At 54.0% G+C, this 23,523-nt stretch carries 22 protein-coding genes; 13 read left to right on the top strand and 9 right to left on the bottom strand.

Features of this window, described 5'->3' with window-relative positions; genetic code table 11:
• Positions 1 to 146: 146 nt before the first annotated feature.
• The 6 genes from KNP80_RS08035 to KNP80_RS08010 form a co-directional block, all read right to left on the bottom strand.
• Positions 147 to 1,781 (bottom strand): C39 family peptidase, encoded by a 1,635-nt coding sequence (locus KNP80_RS08035; RefSeq protein ID WP_214834447.1) that lies wholly within the window; start codon positions 1,779 to 1,781, stop codon positions 147 to 149.
• A gap of 113 nt (positions 1,782 to 1,894) precedes the next feature.
• Complete coding sequence (locus KNP80_RS08030; protein ID WP_214832132.1) at positions 1,895 to 2,653, bottom strand: ABC transporter permease; 759 nt, start codon at positions 2,651 to 2,653, stop codon at positions 1,895 to 1,897.
• Entirely contained in the window at positions 2,653 to 3,501 is an 849-nt protein-coding gene (locus KNP80_RS08025; protein ID WP_131471867.1) for an ABC transporter ATP-binding protein, read from the bottom strand. Before KNP80_RS08025 ends, KNP80_RS08030 begins: the two co-directional genes overlap by 1 nt.
• Positions 3,498 to 3,701, bottom strand: a complete 204-nt coding sequence (locus tag KNP80_RS08020) for a PLD nuclease N-terminal domain-containing protein (RefSeq protein ID WP_021066453.1) — start codon at positions 3,699 to 3,701, stop codon at positions 3,498 to 3,500. Before KNP80_RS08020 ends, KNP80_RS08025 begins: the two co-directional genes overlap by 4 nt.
• Before the next feature lie 106 nt (positions 3,702 to 3,807).
• Entirely contained in the window at positions 3,808 to 4,221 is a 414-nt protein-coding gene (locus tag KNP80_RS08015; RefSeq protein ID WP_214751611.1) for a universal stress protein, read from the bottom strand.
• A 109-nt stretch (positions 4,222 to 4,330) separates the two neighbouring features.
• Positions 4,331 to 5,812: a SulP family inorganic anion transporter gene (locus KNP80_RS08010; protein ID WP_214832131.1), complete on the bottom strand. Its 1,482-nt coding sequence runs from the start codon at positions 5,810 to 5,812 to the stop codon at positions 4,331 to 4,333.
• A gap of 225 nt (positions 5,813 to 6,037) precedes the next feature.
• Here KNP80_RS08010 and KNP80_RS08005 point away from each other — a divergent pair, with 225 nt between their 5' ends.
• The 13 genes from KNP80_RS08005 (at position 6,038) to KNP80_RS07945 (ending at position 19,552) form a co-directional block, all read left to right on the top strand.
• Positions 6,038 to 6,355, top strand: a complete 318-nt coding sequence (locus KNP80_RS08005; RefSeq protein ID WP_214834445.1) for an ArsR/SmtB family transcription factor — start codon at positions 6,038 to 6,040, stop codon at positions 6,353 to 6,355.
• A 13-nt stretch (positions 6,356 to 6,368) separates the two neighbouring features.
• Positions 6,369 to 6,728 (top strand): arsenite efflux transporter metallochaperone ArsD, encoded by a 360-nt coding sequence (gene arsD / locus KNP80_RS08000; protein ID WP_029594925.1) that lies wholly within the window; start codon positions 6,369 to 6,371, stop codon positions 6,726 to 6,728.
• A gap of 11 nt (positions 6,729 to 6,739) precedes the next feature.
• Complete coding sequence (gene arsA, locus KNP80_RS07995; protein ID WP_214834443.1) at positions 6,740 to 8,500, top strand: arsenical pump-driving ATPase; 1,761 nt, start codon at positions 6,740 to 6,742, stop codon at positions 8,498 to 8,500.
• Positions 8,497 to 8,775 (top strand): Fe-S cluster assembly protein HesB, encoded by a 279-nt coding sequence (locus KNP80_RS07990; protein ID WP_214718056.1) that lies wholly within the window; start codon positions 8,497 to 8,499, stop codon positions 8,773 to 8,775. The genes arsA and KNP80_RS07990 overlap by 4 nt, the downstream gene beginning before the upstream one ends.
• A gap of 30 nt (positions 8,776 to 8,805) precedes the next feature.
• Positions 8,806 to 10,092, top strand: a complete 1,287-nt coding sequence (locus KNP80_RS07985) for an arsenic transporter (RefSeq protein WP_214718054.1) — start codon at positions 8,806 to 8,808, stop codon at positions 10,090 to 10,092.
• A 12-nt stretch (positions 10,093 to 10,104) separates the two neighbouring features.
• Positions 10,105 to 11,763, top strand: a complete 1,659-nt coding sequence (locus KNP80_RS07980; protein WP_214832129.1) for an FAD-dependent oxidoreductase — start codon at positions 10,105 to 10,107, stop codon at positions 11,761 to 11,763.
• A gap of 63 nt (positions 11,764 to 11,826) precedes the next feature.
• Positions 11,827 to 12,396, top strand: coding sequence for a hypothetical protein (locus tag KNP80_RS07975; protein ID WP_214832128.1), 570 nt, complete (start codon positions 11,827 to 11,829; stop codon positions 12,394 to 12,396).
• Positions 12,397 to 12,572: 176 nt separating this feature from the next.
• Positions 12,573 to 15,494 carry a type I pullulanase gene (gene pulA, locus KNP80_RS07970; RefSeq protein ID WP_214832127.1) on the top strand — a complete coding sequence of 974 codons (2,922 nt, stop codon included), beginning with the start codon at positions 12,573 to 12,575 and terminating at the stop codon, positions 15,492 to 15,494.
• A gap of 198 nt (positions 15,495 to 15,692) precedes the next feature.
• Positions 15,693 to 16,766, top strand: a complete 1,074-nt coding sequence (locus KNP80_RS07965) for a nitric oxide synthase oxygenase (protein WP_214832126.1) — start codon at positions 15,693 to 15,695, stop codon at positions 16,764 to 16,766.
• An 18-nt stretch (positions 16,767 to 16,784) separates the two neighbouring features.
• Positions 16,785 to 17,201: an RDD family protein gene (locus KNP80_RS07960; protein ID WP_251128828.1), complete on the top strand. Its 417-nt coding sequence runs from the start codon at positions 16,785 to 16,787 to the stop codon at positions 17,199 to 17,201.
• A gap of 133 nt (positions 17,202 to 17,334) precedes the next feature.
• Entirely contained in the window at positions 17,335 to 18,186 is an 852-nt protein-coding gene (locus KNP80_RS07955; RefSeq protein WP_214832123.1) for a DegV family protein, read from the top strand.
• A 20-nt stretch (positions 18,187 to 18,206) separates the two neighbouring features.
• Complete coding sequence (locus tag KNP80_RS07950; RefSeq protein WP_214832121.1) at positions 18,207 to 18,530, top strand: thioredoxin family protein; 324 nt, start codon at positions 18,207 to 18,209, stop codon at positions 18,528 to 18,530.
• A gap of 104 nt (positions 18,531 to 18,634) precedes the next feature.
• Positions 18,635 to 19,552 carry a DUF5996 family protein gene (locus tag KNP80_RS07945; protein ID WP_214832119.1) on the top strand — a complete coding sequence of 306 codons (918 nt, stop codon included), beginning with the start codon at positions 18,635 to 18,637 and terminating at the stop codon, positions 19,550 to 19,552.
• Positions 19,553 to 19,582: 30 nt separating this feature from the next.
• On the opposite strand, the gene KNP80_RS07940 is transcribed toward KNP80_RS07945, so the two are convergent.
• The 3 genes from KNP80_RS07940 to KNP80_RS07930 all read right to left on the bottom strand — a co-directional run bounded on the left by KNP80_RS07940 (position 19,583) and on the right by KNP80_RS07930 (position 23,423).
• Positions 19,583 to 20,311, bottom strand: a complete 729-nt coding sequence (locus tag KNP80_RS07940) for a DUF4261 domain-containing protein (protein WP_251128827.1) — start codon at positions 20,309 to 20,311, stop codon at positions 19,583 to 19,585.
• 86 nt (positions 20,312 to 20,397) lie between these two features.
• The gene (locus tag KNP80_RS07935) at positions 20,398 to 22,719 is read right to left on the bottom strand and encodes an ABC transporter permease (RefSeq protein WP_214832118.1); all 2,322 of its coding nucleotides are present in this window, start codon (positions 22,717 to 22,719) and stop codon (positions 20,398 to 20,400) included.
• 5 nt (positions 22,720 to 22,724) lie between these two features.
• Entirely contained in the window at positions 22,725 to 23,423 is a 699-nt protein-coding gene (locus tag KNP80_RS07930) for an ABC transporter ATP-binding protein (RefSeq protein WP_214832117.1), read from the bottom strand.
• Between the last annotated feature and the right edge of the window lie 100 nt (positions 23,424 to 23,523).

Here is a 23,523-nt window from a genome sequence, read left to right as displayed (position 1 = left end):
ATGAATGTAAGCGCTTTACTACTTACTGGAAAGTGTACCATTTTGTATTTTTAATTCAATATAAAGTTAATGAAATAGGAAATTTTATTTCTAATTTTGATTCGTTATACCTAAAAAGCCATCGGATTTCTCCGATGGCTAGATGATTATCGTACGGCAAGTGCTTTCCATCCCGTCGCGCCCATGACAGAGCTGACTTGGCTTTTCGGGATGACGAGGCGACCGCGGTACGGGTCGTTGATGTAGAGGTTATTCTTGTCATAGCCCGTCGCGAGCATGACGTGATAATTGACGAAACCGGTGAATTTTTGGTTCGAAGTGGTGTACCAATTGAAGTGACCGTACGGCTGTTTGAAGTCGACACTCGCCCAGACGATGACCGGGTTGCCGAGTGAGAGCTCGCGCTCGATTGAGGCGAGTCCTTGACCTGATACATCTTTCACAGGCCGGTATTTGCTCGAGAAGTTAATCATGCCTTTCGGATAAATCCCGTAGTTGCGATATTTGCTGAGCTTGCCTTTCGGGTCGCCCGTGAACATGACGTTCGGGTCGACCCAGCGGTAGAGACGATTCTCATAGCGGGCGTTCCACATACTTTTTGGCATTTCCCGATATAACGTCTCCGCGCTGACGACGCGTCCTTTTTTCTCGAGCGCCATCTTGAGCGAGAAGAACTCGCAGCCAGAAGGATAGCCCATAGCAAATTGACGATAGAGCGGCACGCTCATCTTATAGGTGGAGAGCGGGTTGCTATAGGCGCCCCGGGCATCGAACGTGGCGTTGCCGATGCGTTTGTTCTTATACATGACGCCCGACAGATCGAAGAAATACCACTTGCCGTTGATGACTTGCCAATCTGTCTTCTTCGTCAAGGTCGGTGCAAAATATTCGTATTGCGTCGTATATTTCCAACCAGTCTCACGGACGCCGGTCGAGTGGAAGTAGTAATAGCGAGTCCCGACTTTGTGTTTTCCTTGCAGACGATAGCCGTAGACGGGATGGAACCCGTACACTTTGCCGTCAATCGTCTGCAGACCGTAGCGACGTTTTCCGTCCGTCCCGAAATAGTAATAGCGAGAGGCGACTTTTTGGACGCCGGCCAACCGATAGCCGTACGTCTCATGGAAACCGTAAACGGTCGTCCCAATCTTTTTCAGCCCGTGCTGGCGTACACCGCTTGTACCGAAGTAGTAGTGGCGCGTGCCGATTTGTTGCCAGCCGGTCGCGACCTGCCCGTCTTTCAAGAGCAAGTATTTCTTGCCGTTAATCGTGTACATGCCCGACCGGATCGTTCCGTTTTCGAATATGTAATGCTTCACGCCGTTGACGGTTTGCCAACCGCTCAACCGTTTCCCTTCAAGAGAGAACAAGTAGCGTTTCCCGTCCACGGTCAAAAAGCCGGTCGCCATGACGCCGTTCGATTTGAAGTAATAGAGACCATCCGTGAGTTGTTGCCAGCCTTTCAGCTGCTTCCCGTCGGCGGCGAACAAGTAGGTCGCCCCGTCAATCGAATAGCGCCCGGTGACGAGCACGCCGTCCGTTTCAAAATAATATGTAGCGCCATCGATCGCTTGCCAACCGACGGCCATCGTCCCATCTGCTGCAAAATAATAGGTCTTGTTGTCAATCACTTGCCAGCCGGTCAGCACCGTGCCGTCTTCTGTCATATAGACCGTTCCCGTTGCGGTCGTTTGAAACCCGGCCGCGGCATGGACGTGGTCGTTACTGAGGATGATGCTCATACTGACGGCCAAACCGGCCACTACATGACTCCACTTCATAGGCGTTCCTCCACAATCGAATTGAAAAATTGGTATTATTTTGTAAATTAAGTATACATGAGAAAAGCCGCCTTGACTCGACGGCTAAAGGACTATTTTGAGAAGGTGCTACATCAGGACGAACGGCTGATGAACAACAACCGTTTCGAGGCGACGAAGAGCGTCACGCCAATCAACAAGACACTACTGATGATCGGCCAAACGAGTAAACCCTCGCCCATGAGCACTTCGGCCGATAACGAGCCGAGCCGCCACGGCATCCAGTCCCACTCGAGCCACCCAATTAGGAGCGACATGATGAAGTGGAGGGCGAGCGTGATCACGAGGGCGACGAGGCCGCTCTCGAGCAACGCCGCGAACAAGAAGAAAATCGATAGCTGGACGACGAAATGGAGCATGAGCAGCCCGGTCGCGATCAAGAAATCGGTGACGTCGAACGAATCGAACAAGACGATTGTATAGTAGGCGGCGCTCAATTGGGCGAGGCCGATGGCGACGACGGCGAGTAGCGAATAATGTCCCCATTTGCTGAGCACGATGCGCGTGCCTGGAATCTTGAGCGACTTGAGCCAGGCGAGCGTGCCGAGCGACCGTTCGTGACTGAACGTATGCATGGCGGATAACAGCACGACGAGCAGGCCGATTTGTCGCAACTGTTCGCTCGCCGACATGAGCACTTCTTCTGGTGACGGGGTCGGAATTTCGATGACCGCCCCGTCCGGCAAGTTGCCGCCCGAGGCCAAGATGTCCGGGAGGAAATAAAGCGTGAGCGGTTGCATCGCCGCAAGCAACATCAAGGAGATTGGTACCCAGATGAGTCGCTTATTGCGCCATGACTCTTTCCACTCTTGTTTGAAGATGGCCAGTTTCATTAGGCGTTCACCTCCAAAAAGAGTGACTCGAGCGATGGATGCCCGACATGGAGCGATTGGAGTCTTAGACCGCGCTCCAGCAGCAGCTGCAGCAACGCTCGTTCCGTCACGTCTTTCGCGTCCGTCTCCAGTTCCCATGTCGTCCCGGAGCGGGTGACGTGGCTGACACCCGGGAGCGTTCGCCACTCATCCTCCGTCACGACGTCATTGAACAGACGGACTTGAATCGAGGACTTCGAGCCGAGTAAATCGGTCACGGTCCCTTCCATGAGCAGGCGACCTTGTCGGAGCAGGAGTACCCAGTCGCTCGCTTCCTCGGCATCGGGGAGCACGTGCGTCGAATAGAGAATCATCCGCTCTCGTTTCAAATCGCTTAAGAGGTCGAGTACTTCCCGGCGGCCGCGCGGGTCGAGCGCCGAGACGGGTTCATCGAGCAGTAACAGCTCCGGGTCATGCACGAGCGCCTGGGCGATGCCGAGCCGTTGCCGCATGCCGCCGGACAAGTGTGCCGCCGGTCGATCGACGGGCTCGAGTCCGACCCGTTTCAACAGATGGACCGGGTCGACATTCGTGACGCCGGTCAACTCGGCCGCATAGCGAATCGTCTCGACCGGGGTGAGCGATGGATAGAGCGCCGGTCGCTGTGGCAGATAGCCGATGCGGATGGCGTCATGCCCGACGATCTGTCCGGACGTCGGTGTCGTCACGCGGGCAATCATATTGAGCAGTGTCGTCTTGCCGGCCCCGTTCTCACCAAGGAGCGAGGTACAGCCGGGGCGGAGCGAGAAGCTGACGTCGTCGAGCGCGGTGAACGTGCCGAATCGTTTCGTCAGTTGGGTGACGTTCATCGCTTCGTCCGTCCCCATAGGAAGTAGACGATCGGCCCGAGGATGTTGATGAATAGGATGACGAGAAGCCATACCCATTTCGGTCCATTCGTTTCTTGCCGTTTGAGCAAATCAATCAAGGCGACGACGAGCAAGATGAGTTGCAACACGAGCAATGGCAAGAGGATGAGCAATAAATTTGAGTCATTGGTAATGTCCAATTAGGTTCCTCCTTCATAAATGAGTTCACTATTCCATTCCACATATAGGACCAATTTCCTGTATGGAACAGAAAAAAGCCCTTTCTCCGTAAAGAAAGGGTGACGATCATTTGACGATGATGACCGGGGCGAGGGCGCGTTTGGCGAGCTTATGGCTGACGCTGCCGAGCACGAACTCTTGAAACGTGTTCAGTCCGCGTGAACCGACGACGACGTACTCGTACGGTTGATGGTTCGCATATTTGACGAGCTCGACGTCCGGCTCCCCGCGAAGTTCAATATATTCATACTCAAGCCCGGCTGCAACGATTTGATCGAAGAGCGGTTGCAACATCTGCTGACGCTTCGTTTCAAGATCGATTTTTCCGGTCGAGTTGAGTGCGGCTTCTTTCGATTCTTTGGCGCTGACGACATGGACGATGTCGATGGATGCGTCTGATGCCTTGGCGAGCTGAATCGCTTTCTCAAGTGCCCGCTTCGAGTGGGCAGATCCATCTGCCGCTAAAAATACCTTTCCCATTGAAACGTCCTCCTCTTTCACACAATCTACTTTTAGTATATGCGATTTACTAGAGCCATGGATATAAAAAAGGGAGCGAACGTGAATGTTCGCTCCCGAAGAAATTGAATCAATGGCCGGCGCTTGTTTCTTGTTGCTTCAAGTGCAGCGCGAGCGTGTTGAGCAGTTTCTCTGAATCTTTGTTCAAGTTCAATAGTTCCGGCTCGATCCCGACTTCACGGTACTTGAAGACAACTTTATCGATGGCACCGATGGCCGAATCGTCCCATAGATGCGTGTTCGAGAAGTCGATTGTGACATGTTTGACACCGTCTTCGGCGTCTTCGGTCACATCGAACTGATTGACGAACTCGGACGTCGAAGCGAAGAAGAGCTGACCGTTCACGATGTAGCGGGCACGGTCGGCGTCTACACTGCGGTCAAGTTCGACTTTCGAGATTTTTGCGGCGAACAGGATGGCTGCCGTCAAGATCCCGGCGAACACACCGAGTGACAAGTCGTGCGTGACGACCGTGACGAGCACCGTCACGAGCATGACGACCGTATCCGATTTTTGAGCGGTGCGCATCGCTTTGAGCGAGCCCCAGTCAAACGTCGCATACGAGACAAAGAACATGACACCGACAAGGGCGCCGACCGGGATGAGCATCAACACATCACTCATCGTCATGATCATGATGAATAACGCGAGTCCAGCGACGAACGTCGACAGACGGCCGCGAGCACCGGACGAGACGTTGATGACCGATTGACCAATCATCGCACACCCTGGCATCCCGCCGAAGAGACCGGCGATGATGTTGGCGATACCTTGTCCTTTTGATTCTCGGTTCTTGTTCGAATCCGTGCCCGTCATGTCATCGACGATTTGTGCCGTCAACAGCGACTCGATCAATCCGACGAAGGCGAGGGAGATCGAGTAGGGGAGGATGATCATCAACGTCTCAAACGTCAACGGGACGTTCGGGAATAAAAATTCCGGGAGCGTTGCTGAAATCGTACCCATGTCGCTAATGTTTTTCGTCTCGAGCCCGAGCGTGACCGCCAGAATCGTCATGACGACGATGGCGACGAGCGGTGCCGGGATGACTTTGTTGATGCGTGGGAACAAGAAGATGATGGCGAGCGATCCAATGACGAGCGCCCAGATAATCCAGCTCTCACCTTCAAAGTTCGTCAACTGTGCCTGGAAAATCAAAATCGCGAGCGCGTTGACGAAGCCGACCATGACGGCGCGCGGGATGAACTTCATCAAGCGGGCGATGCCGAAATAGCCGAGCGCAATTTGAATGATTCCGGCGAGAATCCCCGCGGCGAGTAAATATTGTAACCCGTAGTCGGCGACGAGCGAGACGATGACGAGCGCCATCGCCCCGGTCGCAGCCGAAATCATGGCCGGACGACCACCGGCAATCGAGATGACCATCGCGATGATGAACGACGCATAGAGTCCAACCATCGGATCGACGCCAGCGATGAGCGAGAAGGCAATCGCCTCAGGGATGAGGGCGAGCGCGACGACGAAGCCGGCTAGGACGTCGGCCCGGACGTTGCCGAGCCAATCTTGTTTAATCGTATTCAATTTTTCCAAAAGAACACACCTCTCTATATATTTTTTGACTTTGATCTCCGAGTCTCACGAAGATCAAACACCGAATTATATGAGAGAAGTCGTTCGACCGACACATGTTTTCACAACGTGTTTCATCATACCGAACTTTTTATGAGAAGACAATTGCTCCGCATGAGAAACTATGGTATTTTCATAACGTAAAGGTTATATAACGGATTTGTTATACAGAGAAGGAGAATGATGATGCATACGGTAGATGATTTAAGTAAAGTGCTCAAAGTACTCGCCGATCCGACCCGTTTGACGATGCTCAAACAAATGCAAGGCGGAGAGCAATGTGCCTGCAGTTTTGTTGATTGTTTCGACATTTCGCAGCCGGCCATCAGCCGCCACTTGAAGATGATGCGGCAAGCAGGGCTCCTGTTAGAGCGCCGCGACAAGCAATGGATTCACTATCGATTGAACGAGACGAGCCCATTCTACTCAATCGTCATCCATTTGCTCGACAAAATCGAGACGGTCGAGGCGAATTGTGACTGCGAAACGGACTGTGCGATTTAAGGAGGAGTCAACGATGAAACTTGAAGTATTCGAACCAGCCATGTGCTGCCCGACCGGACTTTGTGGTCCTTCAATCGATCCGGAGCTAACGCGGATTGCGACCATCCATTACGTATTAAAACAACGCGGCTTTGATGTGGCCCGTTATAATCTCGCCTCCGAGCCAAACCGATTCGTCGAGAACGTCCATGTTCAAGCAGAAATCGCGAACGGCCTTGAGACGCTCCCACTCACGGTCGTCGACGGTGCCGTCGTCAAACGAGGCGCTTACATGACGAACGAGGAGATTGCCGAGTTGACAGGACTCCCGGTCGAAGCGTTCGCGAAACAAGATGGCGAAAAGCCGAAAGTCCGCATCACGCTTAAAAAATAAGGAGGCGGGTCATGATGAATCGCTTTGATTTCACGACAATCGAACCAACGCGCTATATGTTTTTGACCGGTAAAGGCGGTGTCGGCAAGACGTCGACCGCTTCGAGCCTCGCGTTGACGCTTGCTGACCGCGGTAAGCGAGTCTTGCTCGTCTCGACCGACCCTGCGAGCAACCTTCAGGACGTGTTCGAGATGGAGCTCGACGAGACACCACGCCTCGTCCCGGGAACCGGTCTGTTCATCGCGAACTTCGACCCGGAAGAGGCGGCGAAGCAGTACATGGAACGCATGGTCGGTCCTTATCGCGGTGTCCTTCCGGACGTGGCCATTCAGTCGATGGAAGAACAGCTGTCCGGCGCCTGTACGGTTGAGATCGCGGCGTTCGACCAGTTTACCGAGTTACTGACGTCTGAGTCGGCACGTGAGACATACGATCACGTCATCTTTGACACGGCACCGACCGGTCACACGCTACGGTTGTTGACGTTGCCAAGTGCGTGGGACGAATTTTTAGAGACGAATACGACCGGCGCGTCTTGCCTTGGTCCGCTTGCTGGTCTGGCCGACAAGCAACAGCAATACAAACGGGCTGTCGAGACGCTCACCGACGGCAGCGAGACGACATTGATGCTCGTCGCCCGTCCCGAGACATCGACGCTCGTCGAGGCGGCGCGTGCCGCGACCGAGCTTCACGCGATTGGCATCGAGCGGATGCAACTTGTCATCAACGGCGTCGTCGCATCAGACGAAGAGACTGACCGCTATACGAAACGGTTCATCGAGCGTCAACAACAGGCGCTCCGTGAACTTCCGAAAGGTGTCGCCGACCTCGAGACGTTCACGCTGTCATATGCGTACGAGAACCTCGTCGGTGTCCCGGCGCTCCGACGCTGGGTGAACGGGGAGACGGCCACCGTCCCAAATACACGTTATGACACGAGTCATTATGGCTCGATTGACCGACTCGTCGATGAAATCGAGCTGGATGGACCGAGCGTCATTATGACGATGGGGAAAGGCGGTGTCGGCAAGACGACGCTTGCCTCGCTCGTTGCCGTCGCGCTCAGTGAGCGAGGGCACGCCGTCCATTTGACGACGACGGACCCGGCTGCACATGTGGCTTTCACAATCGGTCTGGACGTCCCGGATACGTTCACCGTCGATGCGATTGACCCGAAAGTCGAGATCGAGAAGTACCGGATGGATGTGTTCCGGGAAGCGGGGGATCTGAACGACGAGCAGCGCATGATGCTCGAAGAGGACTTGCGTTCGCCGTGTACCGAGGAGATTGCCGTCTTCCGTGCCTTCGCTGATCAAGTGGCGAAAGCGAAAGACCGCTTCGTCGTCATCGATACGGCGCCGACAGGTCATACGCTTCTTTTGTTGGACGCGACCGAGAGTTATCATCGCGAACTCGAACGGTCGACAGGGGTCGTCCCGGAAGCGGTTCGCGACCTGTTACCAAAACTGCGCGACCCGAAACAGACGCACGTCATCATCACGACGCTGCCTGAAGCGACACCAGTGTATGAAGCTGAGCGACTCGTCGCTGACTTGGAACGGGCCGAGATTCAACCGTTCGCCTGGGTCGTCAACCAATCGTTCACACCGCTCGATGTGACAAGCAAGTTGCTGACGGCGAAAGTCGCGAGCGAGGCGGCATGGCTCGAGCGGGTGAACACCTATCCGCGTCCGACGTTACTCGCATGGCAAGAACAACTGCCGGTCGGTTATCCGGCACTGTCACAACTACTCAAGGAGGAAGTTACATGAACATCACGAATGAAGCGATTGATTTTATGAAAGACGCACTGGTTGAAGAGGAAATCAAATCAGTTCGTATCTGTACGGAAGCCGGGTGCTGTGGACCGACGCTCGGTCTCATCGTTGCGGCTCCGGAAGCGACGGATGACGTCAAAGACTTTGACGGCCTCACGTTCGCCGTCGCGAACGACGCTGAAGCGATGGCGGAAAACGTCACGCTCGACGTCGAGTCGACGGAAGACGGCGCTAGCCTCGTGCTTCGCGGCTTGCAACAGACTTGCTAAACAAATAGAGAATCATTGGAGGAACTCATTGTGCAGTGGATTGCTAGTATCATCTTTTTGGTGACGCTCTTCCTCATCATCAAGCAACCGAAAGGCCTCGGCATCGGTTACTCGGCGATGGGGATGGCGGCGCTTGCCCTCATCACTGGAGTTGTCAATTTGGATGACGTCGGTACTGTCTGGGGCATCATTTGGAATGCGACGTTCACATTCGTCGCGCTCATCGTCATCTCGCTCATCTTGGACGAGATTGGTTTCTTTGAATGGGCGGCCTTACATATGGCTCGCATCGCCAAAGGCGGCGGCGTGAAGCTGTTCGTCTATATCACGTTGCTCGGTGCGCTCGTCGCGGCGCTGTTCGCGAATGACGGGGCGGCGCTCATCTTGACGCCGATTGTCCTCGCCATGGTGCGGGCGCTCAAACTACCGGATGCGGTCGTTTTGGCATACGTCATGGCGTCTGGGTTCATCGCTGATACGGCGAGTCTGCCGTTCGTCGTCTCGAACCTTGTCAACATCGTCTCGGCCGACTTCTTCGGCATCGGTTTCGCCGAATATGCGGCGCGGATGGTGTTCGTCAACGTCTTCGCCGTCGCCGGAAGTTTGCTTGTCTTGTATTTGTATTTTAAAAAGGATATCTCGAAACGCTACGATGCATCGAATTTGGTTGAACCGGCCTCGGTCATCAAAGACCATAAAATGTTCCGCTTGTCGTGGGTCGTGCTCGCACTTCTCGTCATCGGATACTTCACAAGCGATATCGTCGGCATCCCGGTCTCTCTCGTCGCGGGGATTATCTCGTTGTTCTTCCTGATCATGGCGAACCGTTCACCGGCCGTGCCGACCCGGTCCGTTCTACGCGGGGCGCCTTGGGCAATCGTCTTCTTCTCGCTCGGGATGTATATCGTTGTCTACGGTCTGCAAAACGCGGGACTGACGCAAGTGCTCGCCAACTTCATCGACTGGTTCGCCGTGAACGCCTTCAGCGCTACGTTCGGGATGGGCTTCTTGGCCGCCATCTTATCATCGGTGATGAACAATATGCCGACCGTCATGATTGACGCGCTCGCCATCGATTTGACGAATACGACCGGTCAGATTCGGGAAGCACTCATCTATGCGAACGTCATCGGGTCCGATCTCGGTCCGAAAATCACACCGATTGGGTCACTCGCGACGTTGCTATGGCTCCACGTGCTCCGTACGAAAGGGCTTAAAATCGGTTGGGGTCAATACTTTAAAGTCGGGATCATCTTGACGATTCCAACGCTCGCCATTACCTTGCTTGGACTATACATCAGCCTACTACTTTACTAAGGAGTATTTAATATGAAATTGATCATCATCGGTTCAGTCGCCGCCGGTACATCGGTCGCGGCAAAAGCACGTCGTAACAACGAAGACGCACAGATTACGATTTACGACCGCGACTACGATATCTCGTACTCGGGTTGCGGCATTCCGTACTATGTCGGCGGTGAAGTCGAGTCGCGCGACGATTTGACGCCTCGCGATGCGGCATTCTTCAAGAAACGCTACAACATCGACGTCATGACACGTCATAACGTGACGGCAGTCGATGCCGACGCAAAGACGGTCACGGTCGAGAACCTTGAGACGGGTGAATCGTTCACGGACAGCTATGATTCGTTGGTCCTCGCGACAGGTGCCTCGAGCATCATCCCGCCGATTCCGGGTGTCGATTCGGACAACGTGTTCCCAATCCGTAACATTCAGAATGCGGAAGCGACACGTAACTTCGTCGATGCGACGAACCCGAAACATGCAACGATCATCGGCGCCGGATTCATCGGTCTTGAGATGGCCGAGCAGCTCAAACTACGTGGCGTCGATGTCACCGTCATCGAGCGTTTCCCACAAGTGATGCCGCCGCTTGACAAAGACATGGCGTGCCGCGTCGAGGATCACCTCGAGAAGAACGGCATTGAGCTCATGCTCGGTGAGACAGTGACCGAACTCGTCGGTGATGGTCATGTCGAACGTGTTGTCACGGGGAGTGGCAAGACGATTGATACGGACCTCGTCATCCTCTCCGTCGGTGTCCGTCCGAACACGGAACTCGCGAAGTCGATTGGTGTCACAATTGGCGAGACGGGTGCAATCGCCATCAATGAGCGGATGGAGACAAACGTGAAGAACGTCTATGCGGCCGGCGACGTCGCCGAAAGTTTCTCGCTCGTCACGGGCAAACCGATTTGGCGTCCACTCGGTTCGACGGCGAACAAGATGGGTCGTGCCCTTGGGGACCTCATCACAGGAGGCGACCTTGAACACCGTGGCATCCTCGGCACAGGCATCTTCAAAGTGTTCGGCCAAGCCGTCGCCCAGACCGGTCTATCGGAACGTGAGGCCCGCGAGCTCGGATACGACATCGAAGTGCTCCATAACACGAAACCGGATAAGCCGGCCTATATGGGCGGAAAAGACATGACGATTAAAGCAATCGGCGACCGGGCGACACGTCAATTGCTCGGCGTTCAAATCGTCGGGTTCGAAGGTGTCGACAAGCGCATCGACGTATTCGTCACGGCCATCACGTTCAAGGCGAAAGTCGATGATTTGTTCCATCTCGATCTCGCGTACGCGCCGCCGTTCTCGACGACGAAAGACCCGGTCATGTACACGGGCATGGTGCTCGCGAACAGTATGGACAAAGCGGCCCGCCTCATCACACCAGCCGAACTGCAGAAGCGGATCGATGCGGGTGAAGACATGCAGATTATCGATACGCGTAAAGCGGCACAGTTCGAGAAAGCATGTGTCGACTGTGCGGTCAACATCCCGCTCGGTAACTTGCGCGAAGCCGCCAAGGACATGGACAAAGACAAGCCGACCGTCGTGTACTGCAATGGCGGGGTGACGGGGAACGCGGCCCAAAACGTGCTCCGTAACCTCGGTTTCACCGACGTCTACAACTTGTCAGGCGGAAACAAGAATTATCAATTATTCAAAAAATACGGGAACTAACACAGACGGCGTCCGACCATTCGGACGCCGTTTTTTGGTATGCTGAATCATGAGGTGAATCAGATGAACTATAAGCTGTTACATGAGAAGTTCGAACGGAGAAAGCAGTGGCTCATCTTTGAGAAGGAGGAGGTCGTCCGTCGGGTGATGGTCCGCTATAAGGCGCGCGTCATCCCAAAAGCAGACATCATGGACTTGGTTAACGATGATCAGTTGTCGTATGACCATATCTTTTGTTGCTTAACGATTGATGACCCGCGTATGATTGATAAAATCTTTACGGAAAAGGAAAAAAAGGACCATCGCTGGGAACGAGACGATAACGCACGACGTGGGATGGTGTACAAACATAAGGACGAGGCGCATCGACGATACAATCAGTTGATCCTCGACGAGATGGAAGGGCGCCGACTCGACATCATATTCGAAAGTAAGGATGGAAAGTTCGTGACAGGTTTTCTGACGAGGGATATGTCAACACAAGTTGTCTCTTATATCTATGCACATACCGGCGCAGCAAAATTCACCGGGCTCATCCCGCGCTCGTTGTGGTCGCCGGATGTGACAGACGAAGAGTTCAAGTTGAGCTATCGTTGGTACTTAGAGGCGTTGGAAGAGTGGAACAAGTTATAAGGGAATGCCGAGACGACCTACGAACAGGTCGTCTTTTTTGCCATCACATTCCAGTCCAAGGCAAGAGATAGGAGTCATTCCCTATTGTTTAAAAAAACATTGTATTCCGAAAAGGAAACGTTTACAATTTTTTGTGTAAGCGTTTTCCTAAAATTGTGCTACAAGGAGGGACCCACATGATTAACAAACGATGGAAACAGGCATGGGCAGTTGTGCTAACGTTTGCACTAGTGTTCTCAATGTTTCCGATGTCATCGTCCGCTCTCGATAAGGGGAAGTCGACGCTCGTCGTCGTTCACTATCAAGAGGCGCCGGACAATCAAACAGATTGGAACTTATGGCTTTGGGCGAATAACCCAGATTATTTCCCGAATAAAGCCTTCGCCTTCAACGGCGAGGACGATTTCGGCAAGGTGGCGGCCTACGAATTCCCGGTCGATTCACCTGAGAAGCTCGGTCTCATCGTCCGTACGGACAACTGGGAGAAAGATAAAGGGTCGGAGAACGACCGCTTCATCACGAGCGATATGATTAAAGACGGCGTTGCCGAAGTGTGGATCAAGTCAGGGGACTCAAAGATCTATACGTCGAACCCGGACGGGGAAACGGCAGCGACGGACGTGGATATGAAAGTTCATTACTTCCGTTACGACAATACATACACGGACTGGGGTCTTTGGACATGGCCAGACGGTAGTGACGGTCAAAGCATCAACTTTGATGAGACGGACGCATTCGGTGGTGTCGCGAACGTGAAGTTCGCCAACCCGGACGCGAAGAAGCTCATCGGACTCGTCACGAAAAAAGGCGAATGGGCCGAAAAAGATGGCGAAGACCGTTTCGCGCTCAGTACGGCGAAAGAGATTTGGCTCGTCGAAGGGGATTCGACGATATACTACTCAGAGCCGGAAATCGATCGCTCACCGAAAATCATCTCATTCGAGGCGGACACGTTCCGTCAAGCGGAGCTCACGCTCAACCGCGTCATCGATGAGAAGTTCTTGAGTGAATTGACGGTCGAAGGTGCGACCGTCGAATCGGTTGAGAAGTCAGGCGACAAATCGGTCACGGTCCGTTTCAAGGCCGACATCGACTTGGCGGCGGTCATCACGGCGAAGCATCCAACGTTCGGAGACAAAGTGCTCCAAGCGGGCGACGTGCTCCGATCACCGGAGTTCGATGCGAAGTACGCTTACGACGGCAAACTCGGCGTGACGTACAAGCAGTCGAAAACACAGTTCGTCCTCTGGGCCCCGACGGCTCAAGACGTGAAACTCGAACTATGGAACATGCCGAAAACACGTCCAGCTTCAGATAAAGATTTGAAGAAAACGATTTCGATGAAACGTGGCGAGCGCGGCACATGGGTCGCAAACGTCCGCGGCGACTTGGACGGCATCGGCTACACGTACAACGTCAAGCACGCATCAGGTAGCGTCCGCGCGGTCGATCCTTACGCGACGGCGGTCGGTGTGAACGGGGACCAAGGGGTCGTCGTCGACTTGAACGAGACGAAACCGAAACGTTGGAACGCGATGAAGCCAAAATTGGCGAAACGGACAGATGCCATCATCTATGAGACGCACGTCCGCGACTTGTCGATTTTCGACGTCACGTCAGACAAGTACGACTCAGGCATCAAAAACAAAGGCAAATATCTCGGCGTCGTCGAGCCAGGCACACGCCTTCTCGTCAACGGCAAGAAGACGGCGACGAAGACGGGTCTCGACCATATGAAAGACCTCGGTGTCACGCACGTCCAGTTCATTCCGGTGTACGACTATAACACGGCCTCGGTCGATGAGACGAAACCGGATGCTTCGTACAACTGGGGCTATGACCCGAAAAACTATAACGCGCCGGAAGGCTCGTACTCGACGAATCCATATGACGCCAAAGTCCGGATTCGCGAGATGAAACAAATGATTCAAGGGCTCCATGACAACAACTTGCGCGCCGTCATGGACGTCGTCTATAACCACATGTTCGATGCGCAAGCCTCGAACTTGCACAAAATCGTTCCAGGTTACTACTACCGCTACACAGAAGGCGGCGACTTCGCGAACGGAACGGGCGTCGGCAACGACACCGCGTCGGAACGCAAGATGATGCAGAAGCTCATCGTCGACTCGGTCGTCTATTGGGCGCAAGAGTACCATTGGGATGGGTTCCGTTTCGACCTCATGGGCATTCATGACGTCAAGACGATGAACCAAGTCCGTTCGGCGTTGAACAAGGTCGATCCATCGATTCTCGTCTTCGGCGAAGGATGGGACCTCAGCACGCCGCTCGACCCGGCGAAAAAAGCGAACCAAAAGAACGCCTATAAGATGCCAGGCGTCGCGCACTTCAACGACAACATCCGCGACGGGCTGAAAGGCAGTGTCTTCATCGACACGGACAACGGCTTTATCAACGGAAAAGCCGGCCTTGAGAACCGCATCAAGACATTTATCGTCGGCGAGATTGACTATAGCGCCGACATCAAAGGCTTTACGAAAGAACCGACGCAAGCAATCACGTACGTCGAGGCGCACGACAACCACACGCTTTGGGACAAGCTCGAACTCACAAACGCGAAAACGTCGGAAGCAACGCGTACGAAAATGCACCGTCTCGCGTCAAGCATCCTCTTGACGAGCCAAGGGACAACGTTCATCCATGCCGGTCAAGAGTTCATGCGGACGAAAGAAGGCGACCACAACTCGTACAAATCGCCGGACCGCATCAACCAAATGGACTGGAAACGGGCCGCTGACCGCAAGGCGGACGTCCAGTACATGAAGGGCTTGATCGAAATGCGTAAAGACAACCCAGGTCTTCGCATGACAAAAGCAGCGGACGTTAAGAAAAACTTGAAATTCTATAAAGCCGAAGCGAACGTCATCAGCTATTCAATCGATGACAAAGCGCCAGGCCAAAAGAAAGACTTGTTTGTCACGCACAACGCCAACGGCAAGACGGTCAAAGTGAAATTGCCAAGCGGGCAATGGAACCTCATCGTCGATGGGAAACAAGCGGGCACGAAGGCGATTAAACGCGTCTCGGGCACGGTCGATGTACCAGCTTACAGCTCGGTCGTCGTGAAACAACGTTAAGTAGTTCACCAGAGGTCAAACGACCTCTGGTTTTTTTATATGTCCATCCGGTTCGATGTGCGATTCCGAAAAATCATTCCCATGCTTGTTCAATCGAACAGCCCGCACATCGTCCTGCTTTTTTATCGCGTCCGGGTAGAAAACGGGTGTGGTTTCCCTTAAGATGGGAGGGACAGAACGAAAGAGGAGATACATGAGATGGACATTCAGGCAGCCCGAGACTTTTTCTCACAACTAAAAGGCGATCAGACGGACCGGCTCGATGAGATTGCGAAAGAAATCGACCGTACGGGAACGTATACGCTCACGACCGACGAGTTGACCGAGGGCGCGAAACTCGCCTGGCGGAACTCAAACCGATGCATCGGCCGTCTGTTTTGGCAGACGCTCACCGTCCGGGATGCCCGTGACGCGGAGACGTTCGACGATGTGTTCGAGGCACTTGTCGACCATCTGCGCTATGCAACGAACAGCGGGAAAATCCGCTCGACGATGACGGTGCTCCCGAACGAGTTCCGTCTCTTGAACACGCAACTCATCCGGTATGCGGCATATGAGACAGAAGACGGCATCATCGGCGATCCGCTGTCCTTGACAATGACGCGTCAGGCCGAACGACTCGGTTGGAGCGGGGCCAGGACTGCGTTTGACATCTTGCCGTTGCTCATCACGGATGGGCGTGACGTTCGGCTCTATGAATTGCCGGACGATGCGGTACTCGAGGTCGACATTCAGCACGAGGCGTACGACTTGTTCGACGGACGGCCGATTAAATGGCACGCCGTTCCGGCCATCGCCGACATGGAACTGGAAATTGGCGGGCTGCGCTTCACCTCGGTCCCGTTCAACGGTTGGTATATGGAGACCGAGATCGGGGCACGCAACTTGGCAGATACGGACCGTTATAACTTATTACCGCTCGTCGGCGCGTCGCTCGGGTTCGACACGTCGAAAGAGCGGACGCTTTGGCGCGACCGGGCGCTCGTCGAATTGAATGTTGCCGTCTTGCAGTCGTTCGAGCGGGCCGGGGTGACAATCGTCGACCACCACACGGCGGCAAAACAGTTCAAACGGTTCGAGAAGAACGAGCAGGACGCAGGACGCGACGTGACCGGGAAATGGAGCTGGCTCATCCCGCCGCTGTCACCAGCCGCGACGCACGTGTTCCATCGCCATTATGATGACAAAATTGTGACGCCGAACTTGTTCGCACGTTCGGGTTGTCCGTTTTCGGCGTTTCAACCGAAGGCAAAAGAGGAATCTAAAGCCTAGAACCGAAACGAGAGGATGATGAACGTGGCAGTCCCAATTTGGAAACGTGCCGTTGCCAGTCAGATTGACCAACTCATTTTTCAAACGCCTGCGAAACTCGTCGAGAAGACGATTCGGAAAAAGTTGTTTCCTGGAAAAGAAGTGAAACGTTACTATTTACCGACGCTCGTGACGATGGCCGGGGAAGTGTACTTCCTACTCAACAAAAATGGCCAGACAATTGGCGACCAAGTCGTGGGGATTAAAGTCATCAGTCAAGACGGGCGACCGCTCTCGCTCGAACAAGTCGTAAAGCGGACGTTGTATAAAGACGTCGTCTATCCGGCGACACTCGGTCTGCCGTTGTTAAAAGCGTTACAACAAATCAAGTCGGGCAAAGACATGGAATTGCCGCACGATGAGTTTGCCCATACGAAACTGATTTCGACACGATGAGTCGAAGCCGAAGACAGCGCGACGATGAGTCGAGCTGTCTTTTTTCGTCTGAATCAGTCGGAAAGGAACGAATCCAAAAAATAAGGTATAATGAGAAAGGAAAAAATTGAACGACCATTGGAGGATTTTTGTTATGACCAAAATCGCATGGATTACCGATAGTATGGCCAATTTCTCGAAGGAAGAGGCGGCCCGTCTCGGTGTCGATATCGTCCCGATTCAACTGATTGTCGACGGCAGCGGCTACAGCGAAGTGGACTTGTCGATCGAAGACTTGCACCGCTATATGATTGATCAAAAGAAGGAGGCGAAGACGTCTCAGCCAATCTTCGGCGACTTCATCGCCCGCTATGAGCGCTTGAAAGAGGAAGGGTATGACTGCGCGATCGCCGTCCACTGCTCGAATGGCTTGAGTTCGACGGTGAAAAACTCGAGTGCAGCGGCCGAAGCGGCTGGCTTCAAAGTATATACGGTCGATTCGCACGCAGCGCTCGAAGCGCAACAAGAACTCGTCCGTCTCGGTCTCGCCGCCGAGGCGGAAGGCAAGTCGGTCGAAGAGATTGTCGCCTTGCTCGAAGCGTGGCGCGACAAGAAAAACTTCTTCATGATTATCGGCAACATGGAAACGATGCGCCGCGGCGGCCGTGTCTCGTCAGGCGAGATGTTTCTCGCCAATATCTTGAACATCAAACCGATCATCACGCTCGATGAGACGGGGAAAGTCATCCCGTTCAAAAAAGCACGGTCTCTCAAGAAAGCATACGCCGAGATGGTGACCGAGCTCGAACGCCGTCACGCCGCGAACGGCATTCACAACAACCGTGTCTTCGTCCAGACGGCACTCGCGCCGGAGATGCAAGACAACATCGTCGCGCTCATTCAAGCGAAATTGCCAGACATTGAAATCGTCAAGACGCGTTTCTGTCCGTCGATTGCCGTCCACGCAGGTTTTGAGACGGTCGGGATTCTCTGGCTCAACGCTTAATTAGAAGAGGAGGAAGTCCGATGGAAGCTGTCACCACGCTCACGGCGTTACAGGACCGGATTGCAGGCTCGGACCAATTGCTCGTCTACGTCTCGCATCCGACCTGTAGCGTCTGCCACTCGCTCAAACCGCAAGTCGAAGAGATGTTGACGGAGTTTCCCGATATCGAGGCGATTGCCATCGATTCGGACGAGGTACCGGAAATTGCCGGCGCCTACTCGATTTTCACCGTACCGGTCGTCCTGTTTTTCCTTGACGGCAGAGAAACGCTCCGCCGGGCCCGATTCGTCCCAATCGGCGAACTGACCCATCAACTCGAACGTCTCCAAGAGATGCGCAGCTAAGTCCACAGACACGGGTCTGTGGATTTTTTGATTGTCGGAGCCGGACACGGGGAATCAGGACAGTAGTTGCGTCACTTTTTGGATGAAGAAATGGGGATACGCAGATGAAGCTGATACGTCACTCTGAATGGGCCGACACGAAGCTCACACTACATCTGTTGTCGCAAATTTTAGGGAAAATCAAACTCGGGCTCGCCCCGCAAGAACCACAATGGGCCCACGTCACGTTGCCGCTCACCGTGAATGGGTTTTCGACCGGGCCGCTCTGGAGCGGGGAGACGTTGTTCGAGGTGGACATCGATGTTGCGGCCAGAATCATCACGGTGCACGTCGAATCAAATCGGACGATGTTTCCGCTTGAGGACGGGAAATCGCTCAAAACGTATTACTCCGAAATCATCGGTACGCTTCAAGCGTCCGGCGTTCGACTCGAACTCAATCCGAAGACGCAGGAGATGCGAGAATTGCGATATCTGGACCGAGATGAGGCGCCGCTTGCTTACGATGCCGATGCCGCGCAGAAAGGAGTGCGATTGTTCCAATATGCCGCGCGGGAACAAGCGGCATTTCTCGCCCCGCTCCGATGCCGAAAAGTGAAACCGGCCTTGTTTTGGGGCACGTTCGACGTCTCGTCAATCATCGTCTACGGGGAGTCCGAGCCGTTCCCGGAAGACAAACTGATTGAGAAAGCGGCGTTCGATGAGCACATGATCGAGTTCGGGTTTTGGCTCGGCGACGACTCCGTCGATGGGCCGATGTTCTTCATCTTGCCGTCTCCGTTCCAATACACCGAGCTTGACTCGGAACGGCTACAACCGACGGACGCCTACTACGACGCCAAGATGAGCGAATGTTTTTTATCGTTGGAGAAGGCAGGGCGGTCAAGTGACGTCCGAGCGTTCTTCCGGACCTCGTTCGAATTGTTGAGTGAACAACTCGTATGGGAAGGGTGCGCGCATTACTTCTTGTCGCTCGATATGCCGCCGCAACCAAAACAAGAGCCCACAGACGAACGTCTGTGAGCTCTTGTTTAGTTCAATCGATTATCTTGTTTATGCTTCAGTTGTCTGTGGCACGAGATAAATCAAACCGAACGGGTTATGGAGCAAGTTGTCGATGGACGTGCGCTCGTCTTCGCCCATCTCGACCGTGAACGTCTTGCCGTCCTCGAACGTGAAGCTGTCACCGTCTCCGAACATCGAACCACCCGAGATGAGGTGGAAGTTGAACGAGTGGACGACGTGAATCGCATCTTCCATCTCGAGCGTGGCCGGTACGGCGACGTCGGCATGACCGAACGCTTTCATGCCCCACGAGACGTAAGCGTCTTCTTCTTCTGTGATGGCCGTCAACAGCGAGTAGTCGAGGGCGAGATCTTCTTCTTTCGACTCCTGCCACTCGTCTTTCGAATAGGCGACACCCGCCGTCTCAACCATGACGCCGAGGCCGCCGGCGTTCAAGATGGCGTTGGCCGCACGGCGCGCTGCCGCGATGTCTGACACGTCGTTGACGTCGACAATCAAATAGACGATGTGCGTATGACGGGCGAGCCCTTTCGCGATTTTCGGCGTGAAGCCACCTGAACTGGCATGAATCATCGCCTCGGCGAGGGCTGGGTCGCGCTCAACGACTTCGACCGTGAACGCTTTTCCGGTCTCGTCTTCTAACAACAACAGGCCGGCCATTGTGTAGCCTTCACTATGTAAACTGATTTGTTCGTTGACTGCCTCGGCCGATGACCAGTTTCCTGGGATAGCGAGCAATACTTGTGTACGGTTCATAAGAATCATCCTCTTCTTCTAATAGTCAGGCCCCTCACAGGGAGAGGCCCGGTCTCTTCTCTTATTATGCCCTATTTGGCGACAAATTATTCTTGATACGTCTTTAATACTTCTTGTAATGGGATTTGATCGATTTTACGACGGCTGACGAACGTGCTCGCGAAGAAGAGGAGGGTGACCGCCCCGAGCGTGTAAACGACATACACCCATTCAAATTCGAGCGGTAGGACGAGGCCGTAGTCTTCCGCGAATACGACGATGATGACCCGCAAGACGATGAGGGCAATCGGGATGCTGAGCAATGCCGAGACGAGCGCGTACATGAAGTAACTGTTCAAAATCATCGATCGGACCTCGCGGCGGTCATAGCCCATCACTTTCAACAGCGAGATGACGTAATAGTTTTTCTCGACCGTGAGCGCAGTCAAGACGAACAGGATACTGAAGGCAATCAAGGCAGAGCCAGCAATCATGACGTTCATCATCAAGTTCATATACTCGTTAATCGAGGTGGATTGGTCGATTAAGCTGTCGCGCGACAAAATCGTCGCATAGTCGGTCTCGTCCGGTCGCTCGGTCGCATAGATGCCGTTGAACAGTTTATCTGTCTCCCCGTCGGTCAGCTGGTCGCTCAAACTCGTGCGTGACAAATAGATGGTGTCACCCATATATTCGTCAGCAATCTCGCGAATCGGATACGACAGCATCTCGTCGTCAAGTTCGATGTCGAGCGTGTCCCCGGTCTCGAGTCCCAGCTTCAAGGCGAGCGAGGCACTGACGATGATGCTGTCTGCTTCCGGCGACAATCTATCTCCGTTCTCGTCTTCGAGACGGTAGAGCGTGTTCGCTTCATCGAGCCCTTTCAACGTAACGAGCTTGTCTTCGACAAAGGCGAACGGATAGGTGAGGAACGGTTCTTGACCGTCACGAAGTTCGGGTTGTGTGGTCGTGAACGCCTCGTACGCATAGTCGGCCTCGCCAATCTCTCCGACCGTCATCCGATCGACGGCGCCGTTCATCATGAGAGCGAACACGATGAGGAGCGTCGAGAACAGGATGCCGAGGAAAAAGATGATGAAACTGCCCGTGCTTTTGACGGCGTACAAATATTTGAACTTCGTCTTGCCGCGGGCGTTGCGGAGCAGGCGGCTGACGAACCGGCTGAGACGATTGAGCGACAAGTTGTCTCGTGGCGAAAGTAAGGCGAGCGCGCTCTCACCCATGAGTTTATAAATGACGGCCCCGGCAACGAGTGCGAAAAAGAGAAGCGGGGCGAAGACCGCCGTGAGAAAAACAAATGGGCTTTGGGCGATGGTGATGGACGGCAAGAGATAAAAGTCCAGATATAAGTCTTTGAGCGGGTCGGCGAAATAGAGGCCGAGGAAATACCCGGCGATGAGCATGATGGTCGCGAAAGCTAAAATGAGCATGAGATACGGCGTCGCAATTTGCCGACGGCTATAGCCGATCGCTTTCAAGAGACCGATTTGGCCACGTTCAGACTCGAGCATGTTCGAAATCAGAATGCCGACGATGATGACGGCAATCGAGACGATGAAGAGGCTCAAACCGAGTGCCATCGCCTTTCCGGAAGAAATTTCACTATAGATGGCCCCGCTGCGCATGATATTCTCCGTCTCCATGACCGAGATGACGAATGGGAGCTCGACGTCCGTCACTACCGTCCCATCGGTGACACCGGCCAGACGGAACGATTCGTTCCCGTTCATCGCCTCATAGGCCGAATCTGTCATGAGCAGGAGCGTCTGTGTGCCTGGGTCGAGATTGAAGAAATTGTCGTCGAATAGCGGCAACGTGTAGTCCGGGAACAGGACGAACCCGGTCACCGTGAACGGTTCACCGAGATCAATCGTGTCACCGATTTTGATTCCGTTCTTTTCAGCCGATTTCGTATTGATGGCGACCTCATCGTCCGAGCTCGGACGACGACCTGACTCGAGATAGGACAGGTTGATGGCGTCCGCATCCTTTACAACGAGCCCGCGATGTTCGCGGTCATCGAACGTGTAATTGAATAGCTTCGTGGAGCGAAGCTCGAGCGTCACGTCGCCCAACTCGCGCTCGACGGCGTCGAGGCGTGCCACCATCAAGTCATCGAACGCTTCCGCGTCGGCTTGTTTCAAGTCGGCGAGCGTGTACTTCCCGGAGGCGAGAAAGGCAGCCAACTCGGGCGCAGCCGCCTCTTCTTCGGTGACGCGGTTGAGCATCTCGACGGCAAAGTCTTCTTGATTCGATGACGCAAGATATTCCTCGGTCGGGACTTCGATGCCGCTGATGCCGTAAAACATCATCGTGTACGTGAGCGAGCTCATAACGATAATGACGGCGATGGCGAGAAGTTGCATCCATTTTCCGGCGAGCGTCTTCCATACATTTTTATAAAGCATCTGTCTCACCCCCAGTGGATGTCACGAGCAGATTGTTTGATCGGGTTGTGCGTCAATTCAATAATTCGACCCGAGTTCATTTTGATGACGTCATCGGCCATCTCGCTGATGCCGGGGTTGTGCGTGATGACGACGACGGTCTTGTCATACTCCTTGTTCAACCGTTCAAGTAGTTCGAGCACCCGTTTCGAGTTGTCCTCGTCGAGCGCCCCGGTCGGTTCGTCACAGAAGACGATGGACGGGTTTTTGGCGAGGCTGCGGGCGACCGAGACGCGCTGTTGTTCGCCGCCGGACAGTTGATACGGATATTTGTCGCGGGCGGCCGTCAGTCCGACCTGCTCAAGCAACTCATCGATCGGGAGCGGGTTGTCAGATAAATCGGCCCCGATTTGAATGTTTTCATAGACGGTCAGATTTTGGAGAAGATTATACTGTTGAAAGATAAAGCCGAGATGGTCGCGCCGAAACGCGGTCATTTGTTCCGGTGACAACTTGGTCAGGACGGTATCACCGAACGTAATCGTCCCGGACGTCACCGTGTCGAGTCCGCTGATGACGTTCAACAGCGTGCTCTTGCCGCTCCCGCTCGGTCCCAAGATCACGACGAACGCGCCGTCCTGAATCGTCAACGCGATGTCTTTCAGCGCAGCCGTCTCGACATCCCCGGTCTTATAGATTTTATTGACGTGCTCGATGTGAATCATGCCAATTCCTCCTTTGTCCGATGCTATCTTTTACCCGTTTCAAGCGCAATCTGGACGGGAATATGTGAAACTTCAAGGGAAATCAATTTTTGAAAAAATA

Source organism: Exiguobacterium sp. E4787 (assembly GCF_018618375.1).
GTDB classification, from domain to species: Bacteria; Bacillota; Bacilli; order Exiguobacteriales; family Exiguobacteriaceae; genus Exiguobacterium; species Exiguobacterium chiriqhucha.
This window is presented reverse-complemented; position numbering and strand designations above follow the sequence as displayed.